15 protein-coding genes are annotated in these 17,072 nt (G+C 73.4%); 4 read left to right on the top strand and 11 right to left on the bottom strand.

What is annotated here, in order from left to right:
- The 8 genes from ACFW6B_RS30140 to infC all read right to left on the bottom strand — a co-directional run.
- The coding region (locus tag ACFW6B_RS30140) for a PP2C family protein-serine/threonine phosphatase (protein WP_386600904.1) at nt 1–1,030 on the bottom strand (1,030 nt) is incomplete at its 3' end.
- A gap of 614 nt (nt 1,031–1,644) precedes the next feature.
- Complete coding sequence (gene pheT / locus ACFW6B_RS30145) at nt 1,645–4,149, bottom strand: phenylalanine--tRNA ligase subunit beta (RefSeq protein ID WP_386600854.1); 2,505 nt, start codon at nt 4,147–4,149, stop codon at nt 1,645–1,647.
- Nucleotides 4,149–5,276: a phenylalanine--tRNA ligase subunit alpha gene (pheS, locus tag ACFW6B_RS30150; protein ID WP_386600855.1), complete on the bottom strand. Its 1,128-nt coding sequence runs from the start codon at nt 5,274–5,276 to the stop codon at nt 4,149–4,151. The genes pheT and pheS overlap by 1 nt, the downstream gene beginning before the upstream one ends.
- 183 nt (nt 5,277–5,459) lie before the next feature.
- Nucleotides 5,460–6,635, bottom strand: a complete 1,176-nt coding sequence (locus ACFW6B_RS30155) for an ATP-binding protein (protein ID WP_386600857.1) — start codon at nt 6,633–6,635, stop codon at nt 5,460–5,462.
- A 53-nt stretch (nt 6,636–6,688) separates the two neighbouring features.
- The gene (locus ACFW6B_RS30160; RefSeq protein WP_386600859.1) at nt 6,689–7,549 is read right to left on the bottom strand and encodes a TrmH family RNA methyltransferase; all 861 of its coding nucleotides are present in this window, start codon (nt 7,547–7,549) and stop codon (nt 6,689–6,691) included.
- Between the two features lie 259 nt (nt 7,550–7,808).
- Nucleotides 7,809–8,192, bottom strand: a complete 384-nt coding sequence (gene rplT / locus ACFW6B_RS30165; protein WP_103547893.1) for a 50S ribosomal protein L20 — start codon at nt 8,190–8,192, stop codon at nt 7,809–7,811.
- 98 nt (nt 8,193–8,290) lie between these two features.
- A complete protein-coding gene (gene rpmI, locus ACFW6B_RS30170; protein WP_006374321.1) occupies nt 8,291–8,485 on the bottom strand; it encodes a 50S ribosomal protein L35 in 195 nt (64 codons plus the stop codon).
- A gap of 107 nt (nt 8,486–8,592) precedes the next feature.
- Nucleotides 8,593–9,309, bottom strand: a complete 717-nt coding sequence (gene infC / locus ACFW6B_RS30175; RefSeq protein WP_386600906.1) for a translation initiation factor IF-3 — start codon at nt 9,307–9,309, stop codon at nt 8,593–8,595.
- 388 nt (nt 9,310–9,697) lie between these two features.
- On the opposite strand from infC, the gene ACFW6B_RS30180 reads away from it, so the two are divergent.
- The gene (locus ACFW6B_RS30180) at nt 9,698–10,054 is read left to right on the top strand and encodes a DUF1844 domain-containing protein (protein ID WP_151468384.1); all 357 of its coding nucleotides are present in this window, start codon (nt 9,698–9,700) and stop codon (nt 10,052–10,054) included.
- Between the two features lie 51 nt (nt 10,055–10,105).
- Here ACFW6B_RS30180 and ACFW6B_RS30185 read toward each other — a convergent pair whose 3' ends face one another.
- On the bottom strand, nt 10,106–10,837 hold the full coding sequence (locus ACFW6B_RS30185) for an SseB family protein (protein WP_386600861.1): 732 nt from the start codon (nt 10,835–10,837) through the stop codon (nt 10,106–10,108).
- 149 nt (nt 10,838–10,986) lie between these two features.
- On the opposite strand from ACFW6B_RS30185, the gene ACFW6B_RS30190 reads away from it, so the two are divergent.
- Nucleotides 10,987–11,982, top strand: a complete 996-nt coding sequence (locus ACFW6B_RS30190; protein WP_386600863.1) for a serine hydrolase — start codon at nt 10,987–10,989, stop codon at nt 11,980–11,982.
- 169 nt (nt 11,983–12,151) lie between these two features.
- Here the strand turns inward: ACFW6B_RS30190 and mycP are convergent, their stop codons facing one another.
- Together mycP and ACFW6B_RS30200 are read right to left on the bottom strand one after the other, a co-directional pair.
- On the bottom strand, nt 12,152–13,429 hold the full coding sequence (mycP, locus tag ACFW6B_RS30195; RefSeq protein ID WP_386600865.1) for a type VII secretion-associated serine protease mycosin: 1,278 nt from the start codon (nt 13,427–13,429) through the stop codon (nt 12,152–12,154).
- A complete protein-coding gene (locus ACFW6B_RS30200) occupies nt 13,426–14,307 on the bottom strand; it encodes a hypothetical protein (RefSeq protein ID WP_386600867.1) in 882 nt (293 codons plus the stop codon). The genes mycP and ACFW6B_RS30200 overlap by 4 nt, the downstream gene beginning before the upstream one ends.
- A 487-nt stretch (nt 14,308–14,794) precedes the next feature.
- Here ACFW6B_RS30200 and ACFW6B_RS30205 point away from each other — a divergent pair, with 487 nt between their 5' ends.
- Together ACFW6B_RS30205 and ACFW6B_RS30210 are read left to right on the top strand one after the other, a co-directional pair.
- Complete coding sequence (locus ACFW6B_RS30205) at nt 14,795–15,601, top strand: hypothetical protein (protein WP_386600869.1); 807 nt, start codon at nt 14,795–14,797, stop codon at nt 15,599–15,601.
- Between the two features lie 250 nt (nt 15,602–15,851).
- A complete protein-coding gene (locus ACFW6B_RS30210; RefSeq protein ID WP_386600871.1) occupies nt 15,852–17,054 on the top strand; it encodes an amino acid deaminase/aldolase in 1,203 nt (400 codons plus the stop codon).
- Nucleotides 17,055–17,072: the final 18 nt, after the last annotated feature.

Consider the following 17,072-nt stretch of genomic DNA (forward strand, 5'->3'; position numbering starts at 1 on the left):
CCCGCCGGCGGGGGGCGGGCCCGGGGCCGGGTCCCCCCGTTAACGCGGCGGGCGGGCGGGGGCCGGGGGGCCCCGGCTCGGGGGCCCCACGCTGGGAGACACGGCTCTGTTTCAGGGCGAGGGGCCGGCGGGCGTTGCGCAGCACCAGGAGGGCCACGTCGTCGCCGGGGCGGCCGCCGGTGTGGCGCAGCAGGCCGCTGAACACCGTGCGCAGCACGGCCTGCGGTACGACGGGTCCGTCGCGGACGGCCGCCGCGAGCGCCGGGAGCAGTGGAAAGAAGCGCCCGCGGGCGTCCCGCGCGTCCTCGGCGCCGTCCGTGTGCAGGAAGAGCCCCTCGCCGGGCCGGAGCCGGCCGCAGGATCGGGCCGGCAGACAGGACGGCAGCGGGAACGGCCCGAGCGGGGGCAGCGGTTCGGCGCGGACGAGCGGCCGCACGCGGCCCCTGGTGAGCAGATACGGCCAGGGGTGGCCGCAGTTGAGGGCGTGCACCTCGCCGTCCCCGCGGATCTCCAGGAGCAGGACGGTGACGAAGTCCTCGGCGGCGTGGTGGTCGGATTCGGGCCCGGCGGAGGGGTGTTCTGCCCGGTCCCGCTCGCGCAGGTGCCGGGCCAGCGCCCGTTCGAGTCTTCTGAGGACGCCGGAGAGTTCGGGTTCGTCGTGCGCGGCCTCACGGAAGCTGCCGAGGACGGCGGCGACGGTCCCGACGGCTCCCAGTCCGTGCCCGCGGACGTCCCCCATCACGACCCGCACGCCGTGCTCGGTGGCGATCGCCTCGTACAGGTCGCCGCCGATGCTCGCGCCGTGGTCCGCGGAGAGCTGGGCCGCCGCGATGTCCAGCCCCTCGATGCACGGCGGCAGCGGGCGCAGCAGGACGCTCTGGGCGGCTCCCGCGACCTTGCGGATCTGCCGGAGTTCACGCAGCAGCACTCTTCTGACGTGGAGTATCAGTCCGGCTCCGACCGCGAAGAAGACGGCGCTGGTGACGATGCGGGCACCGAGCCCGCTCTCCTGCGCGAGCGGACAGGCCATCTTGTACGAGATCGCCAGCGCGCCCCAGACCGCGGGCAGTCCCAGGTTCACCGTCCGGCGCAGCGGCGGGCGGTCGGCGGTGCGCGGGAGCCGCTGGCCCAGGGCGCCGCGTCCGCACGCGCGGGTGAACCCGATCCGGGGTCCGCGGCCGCGCATCACACGGTCGAATCCGGCCCTGAGCCGGTCACGCCGACGACGCGGCCCGGGGACCGCTCCGGCAGGGTTCCGCGAATGCGTCCGGAGCGTCGCCCTGCGGGGAGCCCCAGCCTTGATTCGGATCATGCCGATTGGCCCCCCAATAGGCACTGACAGCGCAGACGGCCTCGGAGAGACCGCTCCGATTCTGTCGACCGCCCTGCCCGGCCGGGCGGATCACCCGGACATGTCACCCGAATGAGTGAGGTGTCTTCGGACGCCCGCATTTATGCAGGCAGAGGCCGGAAAACCTCCCGAACGGGCTGGGCGGAAGCCCGGGAAATCCCCGGCCGGGCGCCGGCGCAACCGCGTGCGGGGGGCCTGTGGGAGCCTCCGGAAACGGGAGCGGGGAACCTCGCGCCCCGCCACGGAATGATCCGCGGCGGGGCGCGAGGTTCCCCGGGACACCCGGTGGAGCGTCAGGCTCCGCGCAGTACCGCTCCGGTGCGCTCGGCGGCGAGGGCCACCGCGGCGTCGCGGGCCGCGGAGGCCTCGTCGACGGTCAGCGTCCGGTCGGCGGCACGGAACCGCAGCGCGTAGGCGAGGGACTTCTTGTCCCCGCCAAGCTGCTCGCTCTCGTACTCGTCGAACAGCCGGATGGACTCCAGGAGTTCACCCGCGCCCTCGTGCAGGGCCGCCTCGACGTCCGCGTGCGGGACGCCCTTGTCGACGACGAGGGCGACGTCCTGCGTGGCGACCGGGAAGGTCGAGATCTTCGGGCCCTTGGGGTGGCCCGAGCTCGCCCGCTCCAGCGCGTCCAGGTCCAGCTCCATCGCGCAGGTGCGCGCGGGCAGGCCCAGCGTCTTCAGGACACCGGGGTGCAGCTCACCGGCGTACCCGACGACCTGCTCCGCGCCGTCCAGGACGACCGCGAGCTCGGCGCAGCGGCCCGGGTGCCACGGCCCGTACTGGCCGGAGCGCACGAGGAGTTCGGTCCCCGACTCGCGGGCCAGGATGCGCGCGGCCTCGATCGCGTCGGCCCAGTCGGCCGGGCGTCCCTTGCCCCACCAGCCGGCCTGCTCGCGGGCGCCCGCGAGGACGACGGCGGCGTGCCGGGGCTGGGCGGGGAGCGCGGCGGTCAGGGACGCGATCTCCTCGTCGGCGGGACGGCGGTCGACGGGCAGCCGCCCGGCGACGCGCAGCTCCTCCTGCGGGTGGAAGACCAGACCGGTCTCGAACAGCGCCAGGTCGTGGCTGCCGCGTCCGTCGTTGCGGCGCAGTGCCTGGAGCAGGCCCGGCAGCAGCGTCGTACGGAGCGCGGGCTCCTCGTCGGAGAGCGGGTTGACCAGCTTGACGACCTTGCGCTTCGGGTCGTCGGCGGCGAGGCCGAACTGGTCGAAGACGTGGCTGCCGATGAAGGGGTAGTTCGGCGCCTCGACGTATCCGGCGCCGGCCAGCGCGCGGCCGACCCGGCGGTGCAGCCGCTGCCGGTCGGTGAGGCCGAGGCCCGCCGGCGGCTTGGGCAGCGTGGAGGGCAGGTTCTCGTAGCCCTCGAGGCGGATGACCTCCTCCGCCAAGTCGTTCGGGTCGGTCAGGTCGGGCCGCCAGGACGGCACGGTGACGATCAGCTCGTCCTGCCCGTAGACGTCGCAGCCGACCTCCCTAAGGCGGCGTACGACGGTCTCGCGGCCGTACTCGACACCGGCCACCTTGTCCGGGTGGTCCGCCGGGATGGTGATGGTGTGCGGCGCGGACGGCGCGATCACCTCGGTGACCCCGGCGTCGGCGGTGCCGCCGGCGAGGAGCACGAGGAGGTCGACGGTCCGCTGGGCCGCGGCCGAGGTGGCCGCGGGGTCGGCGCCGCGCTCGAAGCGCTTGGACGCCTCGGAGGCCAGCTTGTGCCGGCGGGCCGTGCGCGCGATGGAGATCGGGTCGAAGTGCGCGGCCTCGATGACGACCTCGGTGGTGGTGCCCTCGGTGTCGTCGATCTCGGTGTGGGCACCGCCCATGACGCCCGCGAGGCCGATGGGGCCGCGGTCGTCGGTGATCACCAGGTCGCCCGCGTCCAGCGTGCGCTTGACGCCGTCGAGGGTGGTGAGCTTCTCGCCCTTCTCCGCCCGGCGCACGCCGATGGTGCCCTGGATCCGGCTGCGGTCGTAGGCGTGCAGCGGCTGGCCGAGCTCCAGCATCACGTAGTTGGTGACGTCGACGGCGAGCGAGACCGGGCGCATGCCGGCCTTCTGCAGCCGGCGGCGCAGCCAGATCGGGGACTTGGCGTCGGGGTCGAGGCCGGTCACCGTGCGCGCGGTGAAGCGGTCGCAGCCCAGCGGGTCGGTGATCTGCACCGGGTGGCCGAACGCGTTCGGGGCCGGTACGTCGAGCAGCGCCGGGTCGAGCAGCGGCAGGCCGTAGGCGATGGCGGCCTCGCGGGCCACACCGCGCATCGACAGGGCGTAGCCGCGGTCGGGCGTGACCGCGATGTCGAGGACCTCGTCGACGAGCTGGAGCAGCTCGATCGCGTCGGTGCCGGGCTCGACCTCCGGCGGCAGCACGATGATGCCGCCGCTGCCGTCGTCGCCCATGCCGAGCTCGTCGCCGGAGCAGATCATGCCGTGCGAGGTCTTGCCGTACGTCTTGCGCGCGGCGATCGCGAAGTTGCCGGGCAGGACGGCGCCGGGCAGGACCACGACGACCTTGTCGCCGACGGCGAAGTTGCGCGCGCCGCAGACGATCTCCTGGGGCTCACCGGTGCCGTTGGCGGTGCCGACGTCGACGGTGCAGAAGCGGATGGGCTTCTTGAACTCCGTCAGTTCCTCGATGGTGAGCACCTGGCCGACGACCAGGGGGCCCTTGAGGTCGGTGCCGAGCTGCTCGACCGTCTCGACCTCGAGGCCTGCCGAAATGAGCTTGGCCTGGACGTCGCGCCCGGTCTCCGTCGCCGGCAGGTCGACGTACTCCCGCAGCCAAGAAAGCGGGACCCGCATCAGATCTCCATCCCGAACGGCCGGGTGAACCGGACGTCACCCTCGACCATGTCTCGCATGTCTTCAACGTTGTGACGGAACATCAGCATCCGCTCGATGCCGAACCCGAAGGCGAATCCGCTGTACTTCTCCGGGTCGACGCCGCACGCGACCAGCACCCGCGGGTTGACCATGCCGCAGCCGCCGAGCTCGATCCAGCCCTCGGAGGAGCAGGTCCGGCAGGGGCGGTCGGGGTTGCCGACGGACTCGCCCTTGCAGACGTAGCAGAGCATGTCCATCTCGGCGGACGGCTCGGTGAAGGGGAAGTAGTTCGGGCGCAGCCGGGTCTTCATGTCCGGGCCGAAGAGCGACTGGACCATGTGGTCCAGGGTGCCCTTGAGGTCGGCCATGGTCAGGCCCTCGTCGACGGCCAGCAGCTCGATCTGGTGGAAGACCGGGGTGTGCGTGGCGTCGAGCTCGTCCGTGCGGTAGACGCGGCCGGGGCACACGACGTAGACGGGCGGCTCCCGGTCGAGCAGGGCGCGGGCCTGCACCGGCGAGGTGTGGGTGCGCAGCACGACACCGGACTCGTCGCCGTGGGTGCCCTCGGGGCCCTGGACGAAGAAGGTGTCCTGCATCTGCCGGGCCGGGTGGTCCGGGCCGAAGTTCAGGGCGTCGAAGTTGAACCACTCCGCCTCGACCTCGGGGCCCTCGGCGACCTCGTACCCCATGGACACGAAGACGTCCGCGACCCGCTCCATCATGGTGGTCAGCGGGTGCCGGGCACCGGACGGCACACGGTCGTAGGGCAGGGTGACGTCCACCGCCTCCTCGACCAGTACGCGCGCGTCGCGATCGGCCTCCAGCTCGGCCTGGCGGGCGGCGAGGGCCTTGTTCACGGCGCCCCGGGCCTGGCCGACGAGCTTGCCGGCCGCGGCCTTGGCGTGCGGGGGCAGTGCGCCGATCTCGCGGTTGGCGAGGGACAGCGGGGAGGTGCCGCCGGTGTGGGCGACCTTGGCCTCCTGGAGCGCGTCGAGGTCGCCGGCGGCGGCGAAGGCGGCGAGCGCCTCGTCCCGCATGCGCTCGATCTCTTCCGGTTTCAAGGCCTCGACCTCTACAGGGTCGTACGACTTATTAGGTGCCGACATCTCTTCCCGTGCTTCCGGTTGGCTGGCTGAGGGTCCCCGTCATCGACCCGGAGACGAAGTCGTCCGCAGATGAGTGGACGCAAAGGTGCCAAAGGCCGAGTCTAACGGGGGTGAGGGTCCGCCCAGGACGGGGCGTCCTGGCGGTGTTCCCGTGCGGATGAGCCCGTGGGGGCCGCTGCGGCGTTAGAGGAGATACGCCGGGGTGCCCACGGGCAGCGTAAATCGGAACTCCGCGCCTCCGCCGGGGGCGCGGCCGACCGTGATCGTGCCGCCGTGGGCTTCGACGATGCCCTTGACGATGTAGAGCCCGAGGCCGGTGCCGCCGCGCTTGCTGCCCCGCCAGAAGCGGGTGAAGACGCGGTTCATGGACTCCTCCGGGATTCCGGTGCCCTCGTCGCTCACGGTGACCGACGTGACGGCGTACGCCGTGCCCTCCTCGTCCGGCCGCTCGCGCGGGGACGTGGAAGGTGCCACGTCGATGGTGACGGTTCCCTCGCCGTGGCGCACCGCATTTTCGATGAGGTTGCTGAGCACCTGGTCGATCTTGTCGGGGTCGGCCCACAGGTCGGGCAGGGGCTGCTCGATGCGCAGCAGGAAGCGGTCGGCGGGCTGGCCGGAGGCGACGTACGCCTGGATGTGCCGGCCGACGGCGGCACCCATGTCGACGGGCTGGCGGCGCACTTCGAGGCGCCCGGAGTCGATGCGGGAGATGTCGAGGAGTTCGGCGATGAGCCGGGTGACGCGGTTCGCGTCGGCGTCGACGGTCTCCAGCATGAGTTTCTTCTGGTCGTCGGTGAAGCGTTCCCATTTGGCGAGCAGGGTCGCGGTGAAGCCCTTGACGGAGGTGAGCGGCGAGCGCAGTTCGTGGGCGACCGTGGCGATCAGCTCGGCGTGGCTGCGCTCGGTGCGGCGGCGGGCCTCGGTGTCGCGCAGGCAGACGACGACCCGGCGGACCGGCCCGGTGGGACGGGTGCGCACGTAGCGCGCGGAGACGAGGATCTCGCGGCCGCCGGGGAGCAGCAGGTTCCGTTCGGGCTGGCCGTTGCGGATGGCGAGTCCGCCGTAGGGGTCCGTGAGCTGCCACCAGCGCCGGCCCTCGAGGTCCTCCAGCGGGAGTGCCGCTTCGAGCCGGCGCCCGAGCGCGTCGGCGGCGGGGACCGCCGTGATCCGGGCGGCGGCGGCGTTGAAGCAGACGATCCGGCCGTGTTCGTCGGCGACGACGATCCCGTCGGGCAGGTCGTCGGGGTCTATGCCGAGGCCGGGACCGGCTCCGGTGGTGTCATCGTGCGGGGGCGCGGACGTGCCGCGCGCGTCCCGTGCTCGCAGCGCGCCCTGGGCACCGCCCGTGCCGACACTCATCCCCGTACCCCACCTCTCGTCCGGCACAGAGGGCCCCCGGGCCCGTCACCCTACTAGCTGCCGGTGACGGAGCGGCACCCCGCGGAGGCGCGCTGTGCACGGGCTGACGCGTAGAGACATACGGCCGCGGCCGTGGCCAGGTTCAGACTCTCGGCCTTTCCGTGGATCGGAACGCGCACGACGGCGTCGGCCAGCGCACGGGTCTCCTCCGGGAGCCCCCAGGCCTCGTTGCCGAAGACCCAGGCGGTGGGGCCGCCCATGGTGCCCTTGTCGAGCTCGTCGTCGAGGTCGTCCTCACCGGCGCCGTCGGCGGCGAGGACGCGCACGCCCGCCTCCTTGAGTCCGGCCACGGCCTGCTCGACGGGCACGCCGACTGCGACGGGCAGATGGAACAGGGAGCCGACGGAGGCGCGTACGGCCTTGGGGTTGTAGAGGTCGACGGAGGCGTCGGTCAGGACGACGGCCTCGGCGCCGGCGGCGTCGGCGCACCGCAGGACGGTGCCCGCGTTCCCGGGGTCGCGCACGTTCGCCAGCACGGCGACCAGCTTCGGGCGGGCGGCGAGGATCTCCTCGAAGGGCGTGTCGACGAACCGGCAGACGCCGACGAGTCCCTGCGGGGTCACGGTGGTGGAGATGTCCGCGATGACCTGCTCGTCGGCGAGGTGGACCCGGGCTCCGGCCCGGCGGGCGCCGTCGACGATGTCGGCGTAGCGCTCCGCGGCCTCGACGGTGGAGAACAGCTCGACGAGGGTGGCGGTGCCGTCGGCGCGGTGCGCGGCGGCCTCCCGGACGGCCTGCGGCCCCTCGGCGAGGAACAGCCGTTCCTTGCCCCGGAAGTTCCTCCGGCCCAGCCGCCGCGCGGCGGAGACGCGGGGGGAACGGGGCGAGATCAGCTCGGGGCTGGCGGGGGGCATGTTCTGTTCCACCTTCGGTATCTGTGCGGCTCGCATGGCATCGGGGGTGACTCCGCCCCCAAGGGGCGCGGGTCCCTGTCGATCCGCGGCTCCGCCGCGACGGGGGTCCCCCCTGTTCGAGCGGAGCCGAGAACTCGGGGGTGCGGCCGGCCCCCGGCGGCCCGCACCCGAACGGCTGCCCGTGGGGCAGCAGCAAAGGACCCGCAGGTCCGGAAACCTGCGGGTCCTTTCGTCACGTCGGCTCAGAGCCAGCGCAGCGTCACGCGGCCTTCGGCGCGTTGACGTCCGCGGGGAGAGCCTTCTGCGCGACCTCGACGAGGGCGGCGAACGCGTTGGCGTCGTTGACGGCCAGCTCCGCGAGGATCTTGCGGTCCACCTCGACGTTGGCGGCCTTCAGGCCCTGGATGAGGCGGTTGTACGTCATGCCGTTCTGGCGGGCCGCAGCGTTGATGCGCTGGATCCACAGCTGACGGAAGTCGCCCTTGCGCTTCTTGCGGTCGTTGTAGTTGTAGACCAGCGAGTGGGTGACCTGCTCCTTGGCCTTGCGGTACAGGCGCGAACGCTGACCGCGGTAGCCGGAGGCCGCCTCGAGGATCGCCCGGCGCTTCTTGTGGGCGTTGACTGCCCGCTTGACGCGTGCCACTTTTTTAACTCCTTGTAGCGGGGCCGTGGTTGGACTCACACGGCCCGAAATCGATTGGGTCCCGGATCAGACGTGGTACGGCGCGGGGCGCCGGTACGTCACTTGCCGAGAAGCTTCTTGATCTTCGCGGCGTCGCCCGGGGCCATCTCGGCGGTGCCGGTGAGGCGGCGCGTCACGCGGGACGACTTGTGCTCGAGCAGGTGGCGCTTGCCGGCGCGCTCACGGAGCACCTTGCCGGAGCCGGTGATCTTGAAGCGCTTGCTGGCACCGCTGTGCGACTTGTTCTTCGGCATAGCGCCGTTCTCTCCTCGTCAGTGGCGTTCCGGTGCCCGGTCGCGGGACCGGGCACGGGTGGAACGTCATATGTATCGGTTGGCATCCCAGGGCGGGGGCCCAGGGATCAGGCCTCGGCTGACGCCTCGGCCGGGGTCTCGGTCGACTCGGCCTCGGCGGGCGCGCTCTCGGTGGGCGCGCTCTCGGCGACACCCTCCTCCGCGGCGTTCTGCGAGCGGCCGGGGTTGGCCTTCGCTTCCGCCTTGCGAGCGGCCTGGGCCTCACGGGCCTCGGCCATCGCCTCGGTCTTCTTCTTGTGCGGACCGAGAACCATGATCATGTTTCGGCCGTCCTGCTTCGGGTTCGACTCGATGAACCCGAGGTCCTCGACGTCCGTGGCGAGACGCTGCAGCAGTCGGTAGCCGAGCTCCGGCCGGGACTGCTCGCGACCACGGAACATGATCGTGATCTTGACCTTGTCGCCCTGCTTGAGGAACCGGACGACGTGACCCTTCTTCGTGTCATAGTCGTGCGGGTCGATCTTCGGCCGGAGCTTCATCTCCTTGATGACCGTGTGCGCCTGGTTCTTGCGCGCCTCACGGGCCTTCATGGCCGACTCGTACTTGAACTTGCCGTAGTCCATGAGCTTGCAGACGGGCGGACGGGCGTTCGCCGCCACCTCGACGAGGTCGAGGTCGTACTCCTGAGCAAGCTCAAGGGCCTTGGCAAGCGGAACAATCCCGACCTGCTCGCCGCTGGGACCGACAAGTCGCACTTCGGGAACGCGAATCCGGTCGTTGATGCGGGGCTCGGCGCTGATGGATCCTCCTCGGTAGCACCACACGGCGGTCTGGCGGACAGCCGCGTATGTCTCTGATGACACTTCGACCAACCGCCGCAGGGCACGAAAAATGCCCCGGACGGGACACAGGCGGGGCTCCATACAACCGGAGCACCGCCGCGATCAACCGCGGGGCGCGCATTCGGGCGACTCCATCGTCCGTACGGAACGATGGCGGCCGCCTGACCGGATGACCCGCCGCCCCGGAGGGCGGTCAGGTGGGAGATCGGAGCCTCCACTTGTGGGCCGGGCACATGGTGTCCGGCCGGTCGTTACACAAGGTTAGCAGTTCCGCCGGGTACGCGCTAACCGGAGGCCGCCTCACCGCCGCCCGCCGGGCGCGGGGCTCCCGTGGACGGGGCCGCCCGCACCGGGGCCTATCGTGTGGGGCATGAGTGACACCCCTCCCCAGAACCCCGACTACGACACCATGACCCGCGACATCGCCGAGGTCCCCGCGGTCGAGGTCATCGTGACGGTCGCCGTGAACCTGATGAGCGCCGCCGCCGTGAAGCTCGGTCTCACCGAGGAGGGCGACGAGCACAAGGACCTGGACGAGGCGCGCAAGCTGGTCACCGCGCTCGCCGGACTGCTCGACGCGAGCGCGACCGAGATCAGCTCCTTCCACGCCGCGCCGCTGCGCGACGGCCTGAAGTCCCTCCAGCTCGCCTTCCGCGAGGCCTCCCTCGTCCCGGACGAGCCGGGCCAGGGCCCCGGCGAGAAGTACACGGGACCCGTCTACGGCTGACCCGCGCCCGTGTCCGTACGGACCGCCGTACGGACACGGAGCCGCCCGCGGCTATCCGCGTACGTACAGGGGCTCGCCCGGAAGCGTCGCCCCGGCCGGCAGCAGTGCCAGGTCGAGGCCGCGCACCAGGCGGGCCCTCAGCGTCTCGTCGGCCGCGAGCCGCCCGGCCACCGCGTGGGCGGTCTCGGCGGGGGCGGCCGACGGGTCGAGCACGAGCGCGAGGGTGCCGTCCGCCGGACCGGGGCCGAGATGGGCGCGCACCACCAGGGGTTCGGCGGCGACCACCGCCCGTACCGCCCCGACCACGGCGGGATCGGCGAGCGGATCGGCGGTCGTACGCCCCTCGGCGAGCGCCAGCAGCGCGGGACCCGTCAGTTCGTAGGACACCGGCCCGGCCATGTCCAGCACGATCGTGTCGGCCTTCTCGTGGGCCGCGGCCTCCAGGACCTGGTTCAGCCGTACGGCGACGGGGCGCGCCTTCGGATCCCAGCGGGCCAGCGAGTCCGTGGAGGTGAAGGCGGGCAGGGCCGTGCGGTTCCCGGCCTTGAGCGTGGGCACCGCCATGTCGCTGGTCTTCTCCCGGCGCAGCCCGTTCTCGTCCACCTCGACCTCGCCGAGGACCGCCACGACGGGCACGAGCAGCCGGGCACCCGTGAGCGCCTCCAGGACCGGGGGCACGGCGGTGCGGTCGGCGGACCAGCCGGCGAGCGCGGCGCTCAGCCGGGGGTCGGCGGAGCCGTCGTCGTCGGGGAAGCCGGGGTCGGGAATGTTCTTGTTCGCCACGGTCCCCGACCCTATCGGGGGGATGCTGCTGGGCTTGTGCGGCCCCCGTAACGCGGAGGCGACAGGATTCATGAGTTTCTCAGCCTTCCCTGACACACCTCTAACAAGCGTCTAACCGTGGGCACAGTCCGGCCGTCCAGCATCACCGGATGGACCGTCACAGAGCACGCGGGCGTCGCGCCCGGCCCTCCCGACGCAAGCCACTCCTGTCCACCGCGGTGGCGTCCGCCGTCCTCGTCGGCGCCACGGCGGCCGGGACGGTGTACGTGAAGGCGCAGGCGCACGACAGGCCCGCCGCCGTATCGTCGGCGTCGTCGTCGGCATCAGCGTCGGCGTCGGCGTCGACGGCGGCGGCGCCCTCTTCGTCGCCGGCCGGGAACGAGGAGGCATCGGTGGAACCCGTGGCGGAGCCCTCCGCGGACCGGGACGCGCTGCTCGCGAAGGCGCTGGAGTCGGTGACGGTCGCAGCGGGCGTGAAGACGTCGGTCGCCGTCCTCGACGTCGGCTCCGGCGAGAGCGCCGTCCACGGTGACGCGGCCTTCGACACCGCGAGCATCGTCAAGGTGGACGTCCTGGCCGCGCTGCTGCTCCAGGCGCAGGACGCGGACCGGCATCTCACCGCACAGGAGAAGACGTACGCCACCGCGATGATCGAGAACAGCGACAACGTCTCGACGACCGCGCTGTGGGCCTCCATCGGCCGGGCCGAGGGGCTGGACTCCGCGAACGAGCGCTTCGGCCTGACGAGCACCCGGGGCGGCGACGGCGAACTGTGGGGCCTGACGCAGACCACCGCGAGCGACCAACTGACCCTGCTGCGCCAGGTGTTCGGTGACGACTCCGAACTCAGCGCCGCCTCGCGGGCCTATGTCCAGGAGCTCATGGGCAAGATCGCGACCGGCCAGCGGTGGGGGGTGTCCGCGGCTGCCGACGGTTCTCGATGGGCCCTCAAGAACGGGTGGCTGGCGCGGAGCACGACCGGGTTGTGGGACATCAACAGCATCGGGCGGATCTCGGCCGACGGCCGCGTCTATCTGGTGGCGACACTGTCGAACGGCAACTCCACGCAGGCGAAGGGCATTTCACTGGTGGAAGCGGTGTCGAAGGCGGCGGTGTCCGCGTTCCGGGACGCGGCGGAGAGCTGAGGCCTGCCGACGGAGGGGCGGCCGGCGGAGTGCCTGCCGTTCACGGGCCGGTCCTCAACTGGCCCGCCGTTCAAGGGCCGGTCCTCGACTGGGCGGTCCGCAACGGGGCGGCCTGCGGAACCCGTGCGGCCCCAGGTGCGGGGACGAGGGCCCCGAACGGTACTCGCCGCTAAGGCTGTTCGAACGGGTTCGAGGTTCTGCGGCCGCGCCACAGGAACACGGCCGCCGTCAGCAGGGCCAGACCCAGGGCGCCCGCGAGGGGGGCGGCCCACCCGGCCGAACCGCCGTCGTCGTCGGGGGCGTCGGGTCCCGTGCCGAAGTACTTGCGGCCGTACCCGGCCGGCTCGGGGCCGCCTTCCGGCTCCAGCTTCCCGGCGGCCTTGATGGCGGCGGCCGGGTCGACGAACCCGAAGCCGCGGGAGTCGTCGCGCCCCCCGGAGGGAACGTTGCGGGCCGTGTCCTCCAGCAGCCGCTTGATCTGCGCCGGGGACAGTCCCGGGTGGGCGGCCTTGACGAGCGCGACCGCCCCGGAGACGAACGCGGACGCGGCGCTGGTGCCCCAGCCCTCGTAGTACCGGTCGTCCGGGTCGGCGATGACCACGTCGACGCCCGGGGCGCTGACGGTGGCGTACCAGCGGCGGGTGGAGAAGGAGGCGTGGGTTCCGTAGCGGTCGACGGCGGTCGCCGCGATGACGCCGGGGTAGGCGGCCGGGTACGAGATGTGGTCGCCCTTCTCCCCGCCGTTTCCTGCGGAGGCGACGACGGCGACCCCCTTCCTCAGCGCGTACTGGACGGCCTCGTCCTCGGCGGGTTCGGGGTGGGCGGACCGGGAGTCGTCCCCGAGGGAGAGGTTGATGACGTCGGCGCCGTGGTCGGCGGCCCAGCGGATGCCGTCCGCGAGGGCGTTGCCACGGGTGTTGCGGGCCTTGGAGCGGGCCGGGTCCTTGTCCTCGAGGATGACTCGGACGGGCAGGATCTTCGCCTCCGGGGCGATTCCCATGACGCCGTCGGCGTTGCCGGGCCCGTGACCGTGCGCGGCGATGATGCCCGCCATGGCGGTGCCGTGCCGGGCCCAGGTCCGGTCACCGCGGCTCGCGCCGAAACCGACCAGGTCCTTTTCCCCGAGCACATTGCCCTTGAGGTCCGGGTGCACGGCGTCGACGCCGGTGTCGAGGACGGCGACGGTGACGCCCTCGCCCTTGGTCGTGCGCCACGCCTGCTGGGTGTGCATCGCGTCGAGGCCCCACTGCTGGGCGCGTATGCCGTCGGCGTGCGCGCTGGTGGAGGGCACCAGCGCGAGGGAGGCCGCGAGGACCGCAGCGAGGGCGCCGGACCTGCGGGAGATCCGCGGCCCGCGGGCCTCCGGGGCCGGCGCACCGGGCGTACCGGTCGCGCCGGGCGTACGGGATCGGCTGCTGCGGCCGCCGGGGCCGTCGTCGCGGGTCATGACGGCTTCTCCGTGGACGAGGTGACGGTCTTGCGGATGCCTCGCTCGATCCGGTCCGCGAGGCCCTGCGCCTCGTGACCGAGGCCCGACTGGGCCGGGGCCGTGGTCGACTCGGGCTTCATCGCCTCGGCGGCCGGCTGCGGAGTGGCGATCGTGCGTCCGTCGGCGAACCCGGAGACCGCGTACACGACGACGGGGGCGTCCGTGAGGACGGACTCGGTCCAGGAGGCGCGCTGGGCCTTGCCGAAGCCCTCGGCCGCGGTGCCCCCGGCCGCGTACGGGAGGGGCAGCAGGTCGGTGCGCCGGTCCAGGCCCTCCTTGCGGAAGCGGGCCTTCAGGGACGTCATGCCCGCCGCGTCCGCCTTGGTGAACAGCAGGCCGACGGTGGTGACGTGGCTGCGGGTCGCGTCCACGTAGGTGGCGCGCAGCAGGCGCAGGCAGCCGACGGGGGCGAGGGCCTGGCGCAGCAGCGGGTCGAAGGCGTCCTTGCAGTTCGTGTCGGGGGCGACGGCGATCCGCGTCCAGCTGCGGTCGGACCCGCCGGGGCCCGCGCCGTCGCCGCGCACGGTCGGCGGGAAGAGCCCGTCCACGGGCACGCTGTGCCAGAGTTCTCCGGCCGCCGTGAAGGCGCTGGACGAATCGGGGTCCTCCGTGGTGTCGCCGGTGAGCCAGCTGCCGGTCACCGCGCCGCCGATGAGTCCGAGTCCGAGCACGACACAGGTCGCGGCGGTCACGGCGCCGGGCCGGGGCCACCTGCGGAACGGACGCACCCGCGCGGTGTCGCCGTACGTCTCGGGCCGCGCGAACGACACGAAGGGGCGCTCCGCACCCGAGGCCGCCCCGGCGGGCGCCGCCGGCGGGGGGACGAACGCGGGCACGCCCGCGGGGCCCGCCTCCACCCGCCCGTCCCGCTCGCCCGCCCCGGCCTCGGGGGAACGCGGGGGCTCGGGGATCCGCGGGGACCCGGACGGGCGCGAAGGGGCGAAGGGGTGCGGGGACCCGGAACGCCGAGGGGGCTCGGGCGGGTGCGGGGACCGCGCGGGCTCCGCCGGAGGCGCCGGCTCGGGACGGCTCGGGGGTTCGAAGGCACTCGGGGGCCCGGACGGGCTCTGGGGCGCGGTGGGGCGCGGCAGCCGGGCGGGACGCTGCGTCCCGCCGGGTCCAGCCGGTCCCGTGGCGTGCGGCGCCCCGTCGGGGCGCGCCTGTCCCGCGGACGGGGGCGGTGTGTCCGGGAAGCGTGCGGAGGCCGCGGGGGGCGGCGGGGCCGTCCGGCCCTCGGGGCGCAGGCGGGGGTAGCGCCGGGCCTCCGGCCGCGGGGCGGATCCGGGACCCTGCGGAGCGGTTTCCGGGGCGGGTCCCGGGGCGGTGGCCGGCGTCGCCGGACGCGGCGCACCGGACGACGACGCGCCGGTCGGGGCCGGCGCCGGGCCGCCGGACGAAGCGGTCCCGGAGGAAGCGGAGGCGCCCGTCGAACCCGCCCTCGGACGGACGAGCGAGGTGGGCCTCGGTGCGTTCGGCGCGGCCGGTTCCGGCGTACCGGACGAGGCCGGCTCCGGTTCGGGCGGTGAGGCCGGCCCCGGGTGGCTCGTCGTACCGGACGTGACGTCGGTCTCCGCGGACATGTCGAAGAAGTCGAAGGACCGCGGCGACGCGGGCACCCGCGGGGCGGCGCCGGACCCCGGCCCGGCGGCCGGAGCCGACGCGGAACCCGGCACGGAGCCCTGCGCGGAGGCGTCGCCGGAGGTGCGGAGCGGGTCCCGGTCCGCGGATCGTCCGCCCGGCGCGCCGGACCGCTCCGGTGCGGGCGGCGGGCCCGCGGGCTGCGGCGGCGGGGCCGCTCCACGGGGCGGGTTCGCGGGGCGCGGCGGAACCGCCGGAGCGCGGTCGGCCGCGGCCCGTCCGGATCCGGAGGGCGATCCCTGGGCGCCCGTCGAGGGGTTCTCGGCGGACCAGTCCTCCCCGGCCGACAGGTCCGGCCCGGGCGACCGGACCGGCTTCGGCGGGACCGGGGGACGAGCCGGGGCCGGCGGGTTCGCCGGGGGCGGCGGAGTCCGGGAGCCGGGCGGGGCCGAGGCGGGCGGAGCGGAGGGACGCCGGGAACTCGAGGCGCGCCGCGCTTCCGTACTCATGCACCCCCCGTTTCCTCGCACCGGGCTGTCGGACGCCCCGTAGCTCGGCGAGCCGCTTCGTGTTCGTACGAGAGGTCCGCCACCGGCACGCATACCCGCGCCGGCGCACCGTCATCCCGGGCAGAACCCGCCGGGGCGAGGTCGGTCCTCCCTGCGTCCGCGCCACTCTACGGGTTGACGGGACTCGGACGGGAACCGGTCCGAGGCCCCGGGGCATCTGCCCGTAACGCCCCGGGGCATCTGCCCGGAACGTCCCCCTACCCTGCGGTAATGGAGTCTGGCAGTCTTCGCTCATGACTGCCCGTGCCGCCGACAGGGCCCGCTACGACCGGGCCACCGCTCACCTCGACGCCCCCGTCGCCGTCGTGGACCTGGACGCCTTCGACGCGAACGCGGACGACCTGGTCCGCAGAGCCGGCGGCAAGCCGATCCGTGTCGCCAGCAAGTCCGTCCGCTGCCGCACCCTCCTGGAACGCGTCCTGGACCGGGACGGTTTCGCGGGGATCATGTCGTTCACCCTCGCCGAGTCGCTGTGGCTGGCCAGGTCCGGTTTCGACGACGTCCTGCTCGCCTATCCGTCGGCCGACCGCAAGGGCTACGCCGAGCTGACCTCGGACCCCAAGCTCGCCGCCGCGGTGACCGTCATGATCGACGATCCGGCGCAGCTCCGTCTGATCGACGAGGCGCGCGAGGGCGGGAAGGAGGTCGTACGGGTCTGTCTGGAGCTGGACACCTCGCTCAGGCTGTTCGGCGGCCGGGTCCGGGTCGGGGCGCTGCGTTCGCCGCTGCACTCCCCCGCCCAGGTGGCCGAGACGGCCCGTGCCGTCAAGCGCGCCCCGGGGTTCAAGCTGGTGGGGATCATGGCGTACGAGGGCCACATAGCGGGTGTCGGTGACGCGGTCGCGGGGCGGCCGCTGCGCTCGCGCGCCGTGCGGCTGATGCAGGCCACCGCCCGCAAGGAGCTCGCCCGGCGGCGCGCGGAGGCCGTCCGGGCGGTCCGGGCCGTGGAGCCGGACCTCGAGTTCGTCAACGGCGGCGGCACCGGCAGCGTCCAGCACACGGCCGCCGAGGACGCGGTCACCGAGATCGCGGCCGGGTCGGGGCTCTACGTGCCGAGGCTCTTCGACAACTACACGTCCTTCAGCGGGCGTCCGGCCGCCCTGTTCGCCCAGCCCGTGGTGCGCCGGCCGGGTGTCGGCGTGGTGACCGTGCTGGGCGGCGGATACCCCGCCTCCGGGGCCGCGGGCGCGGACCGGCTGCCCGTCCCGTACCTTCCGGAGGGCCTGTCGTACGACCCCATGGAGGGGCCCGGCGAGGTGCAGACCCCGCTGCTGGGCTCCCCGGCGGACGATCTGCTCATCGGCGACAAGGTGTGGTTCCGGCACGCGAAGGCCGGTGAGCTGTGCGAGCGGTTCGACACGCTGCACCTCGTGGAGGGTGACACCGTCACGGCTTCCGTCCCGACCTACCGGGGAGAGGGCCACACCTTCCTCTGATCCGCCGGGCGGGTGCCG

The organism is Streptomyces sp. NPDC058751 (genome assembly GCF_042746485.1).
In the GTDB taxonomy this organism is placed as follows: Bacteria; Actinomycetota; Actinomycetes; order Streptomycetales; family Streptomycetaceae; genus Streptomyces.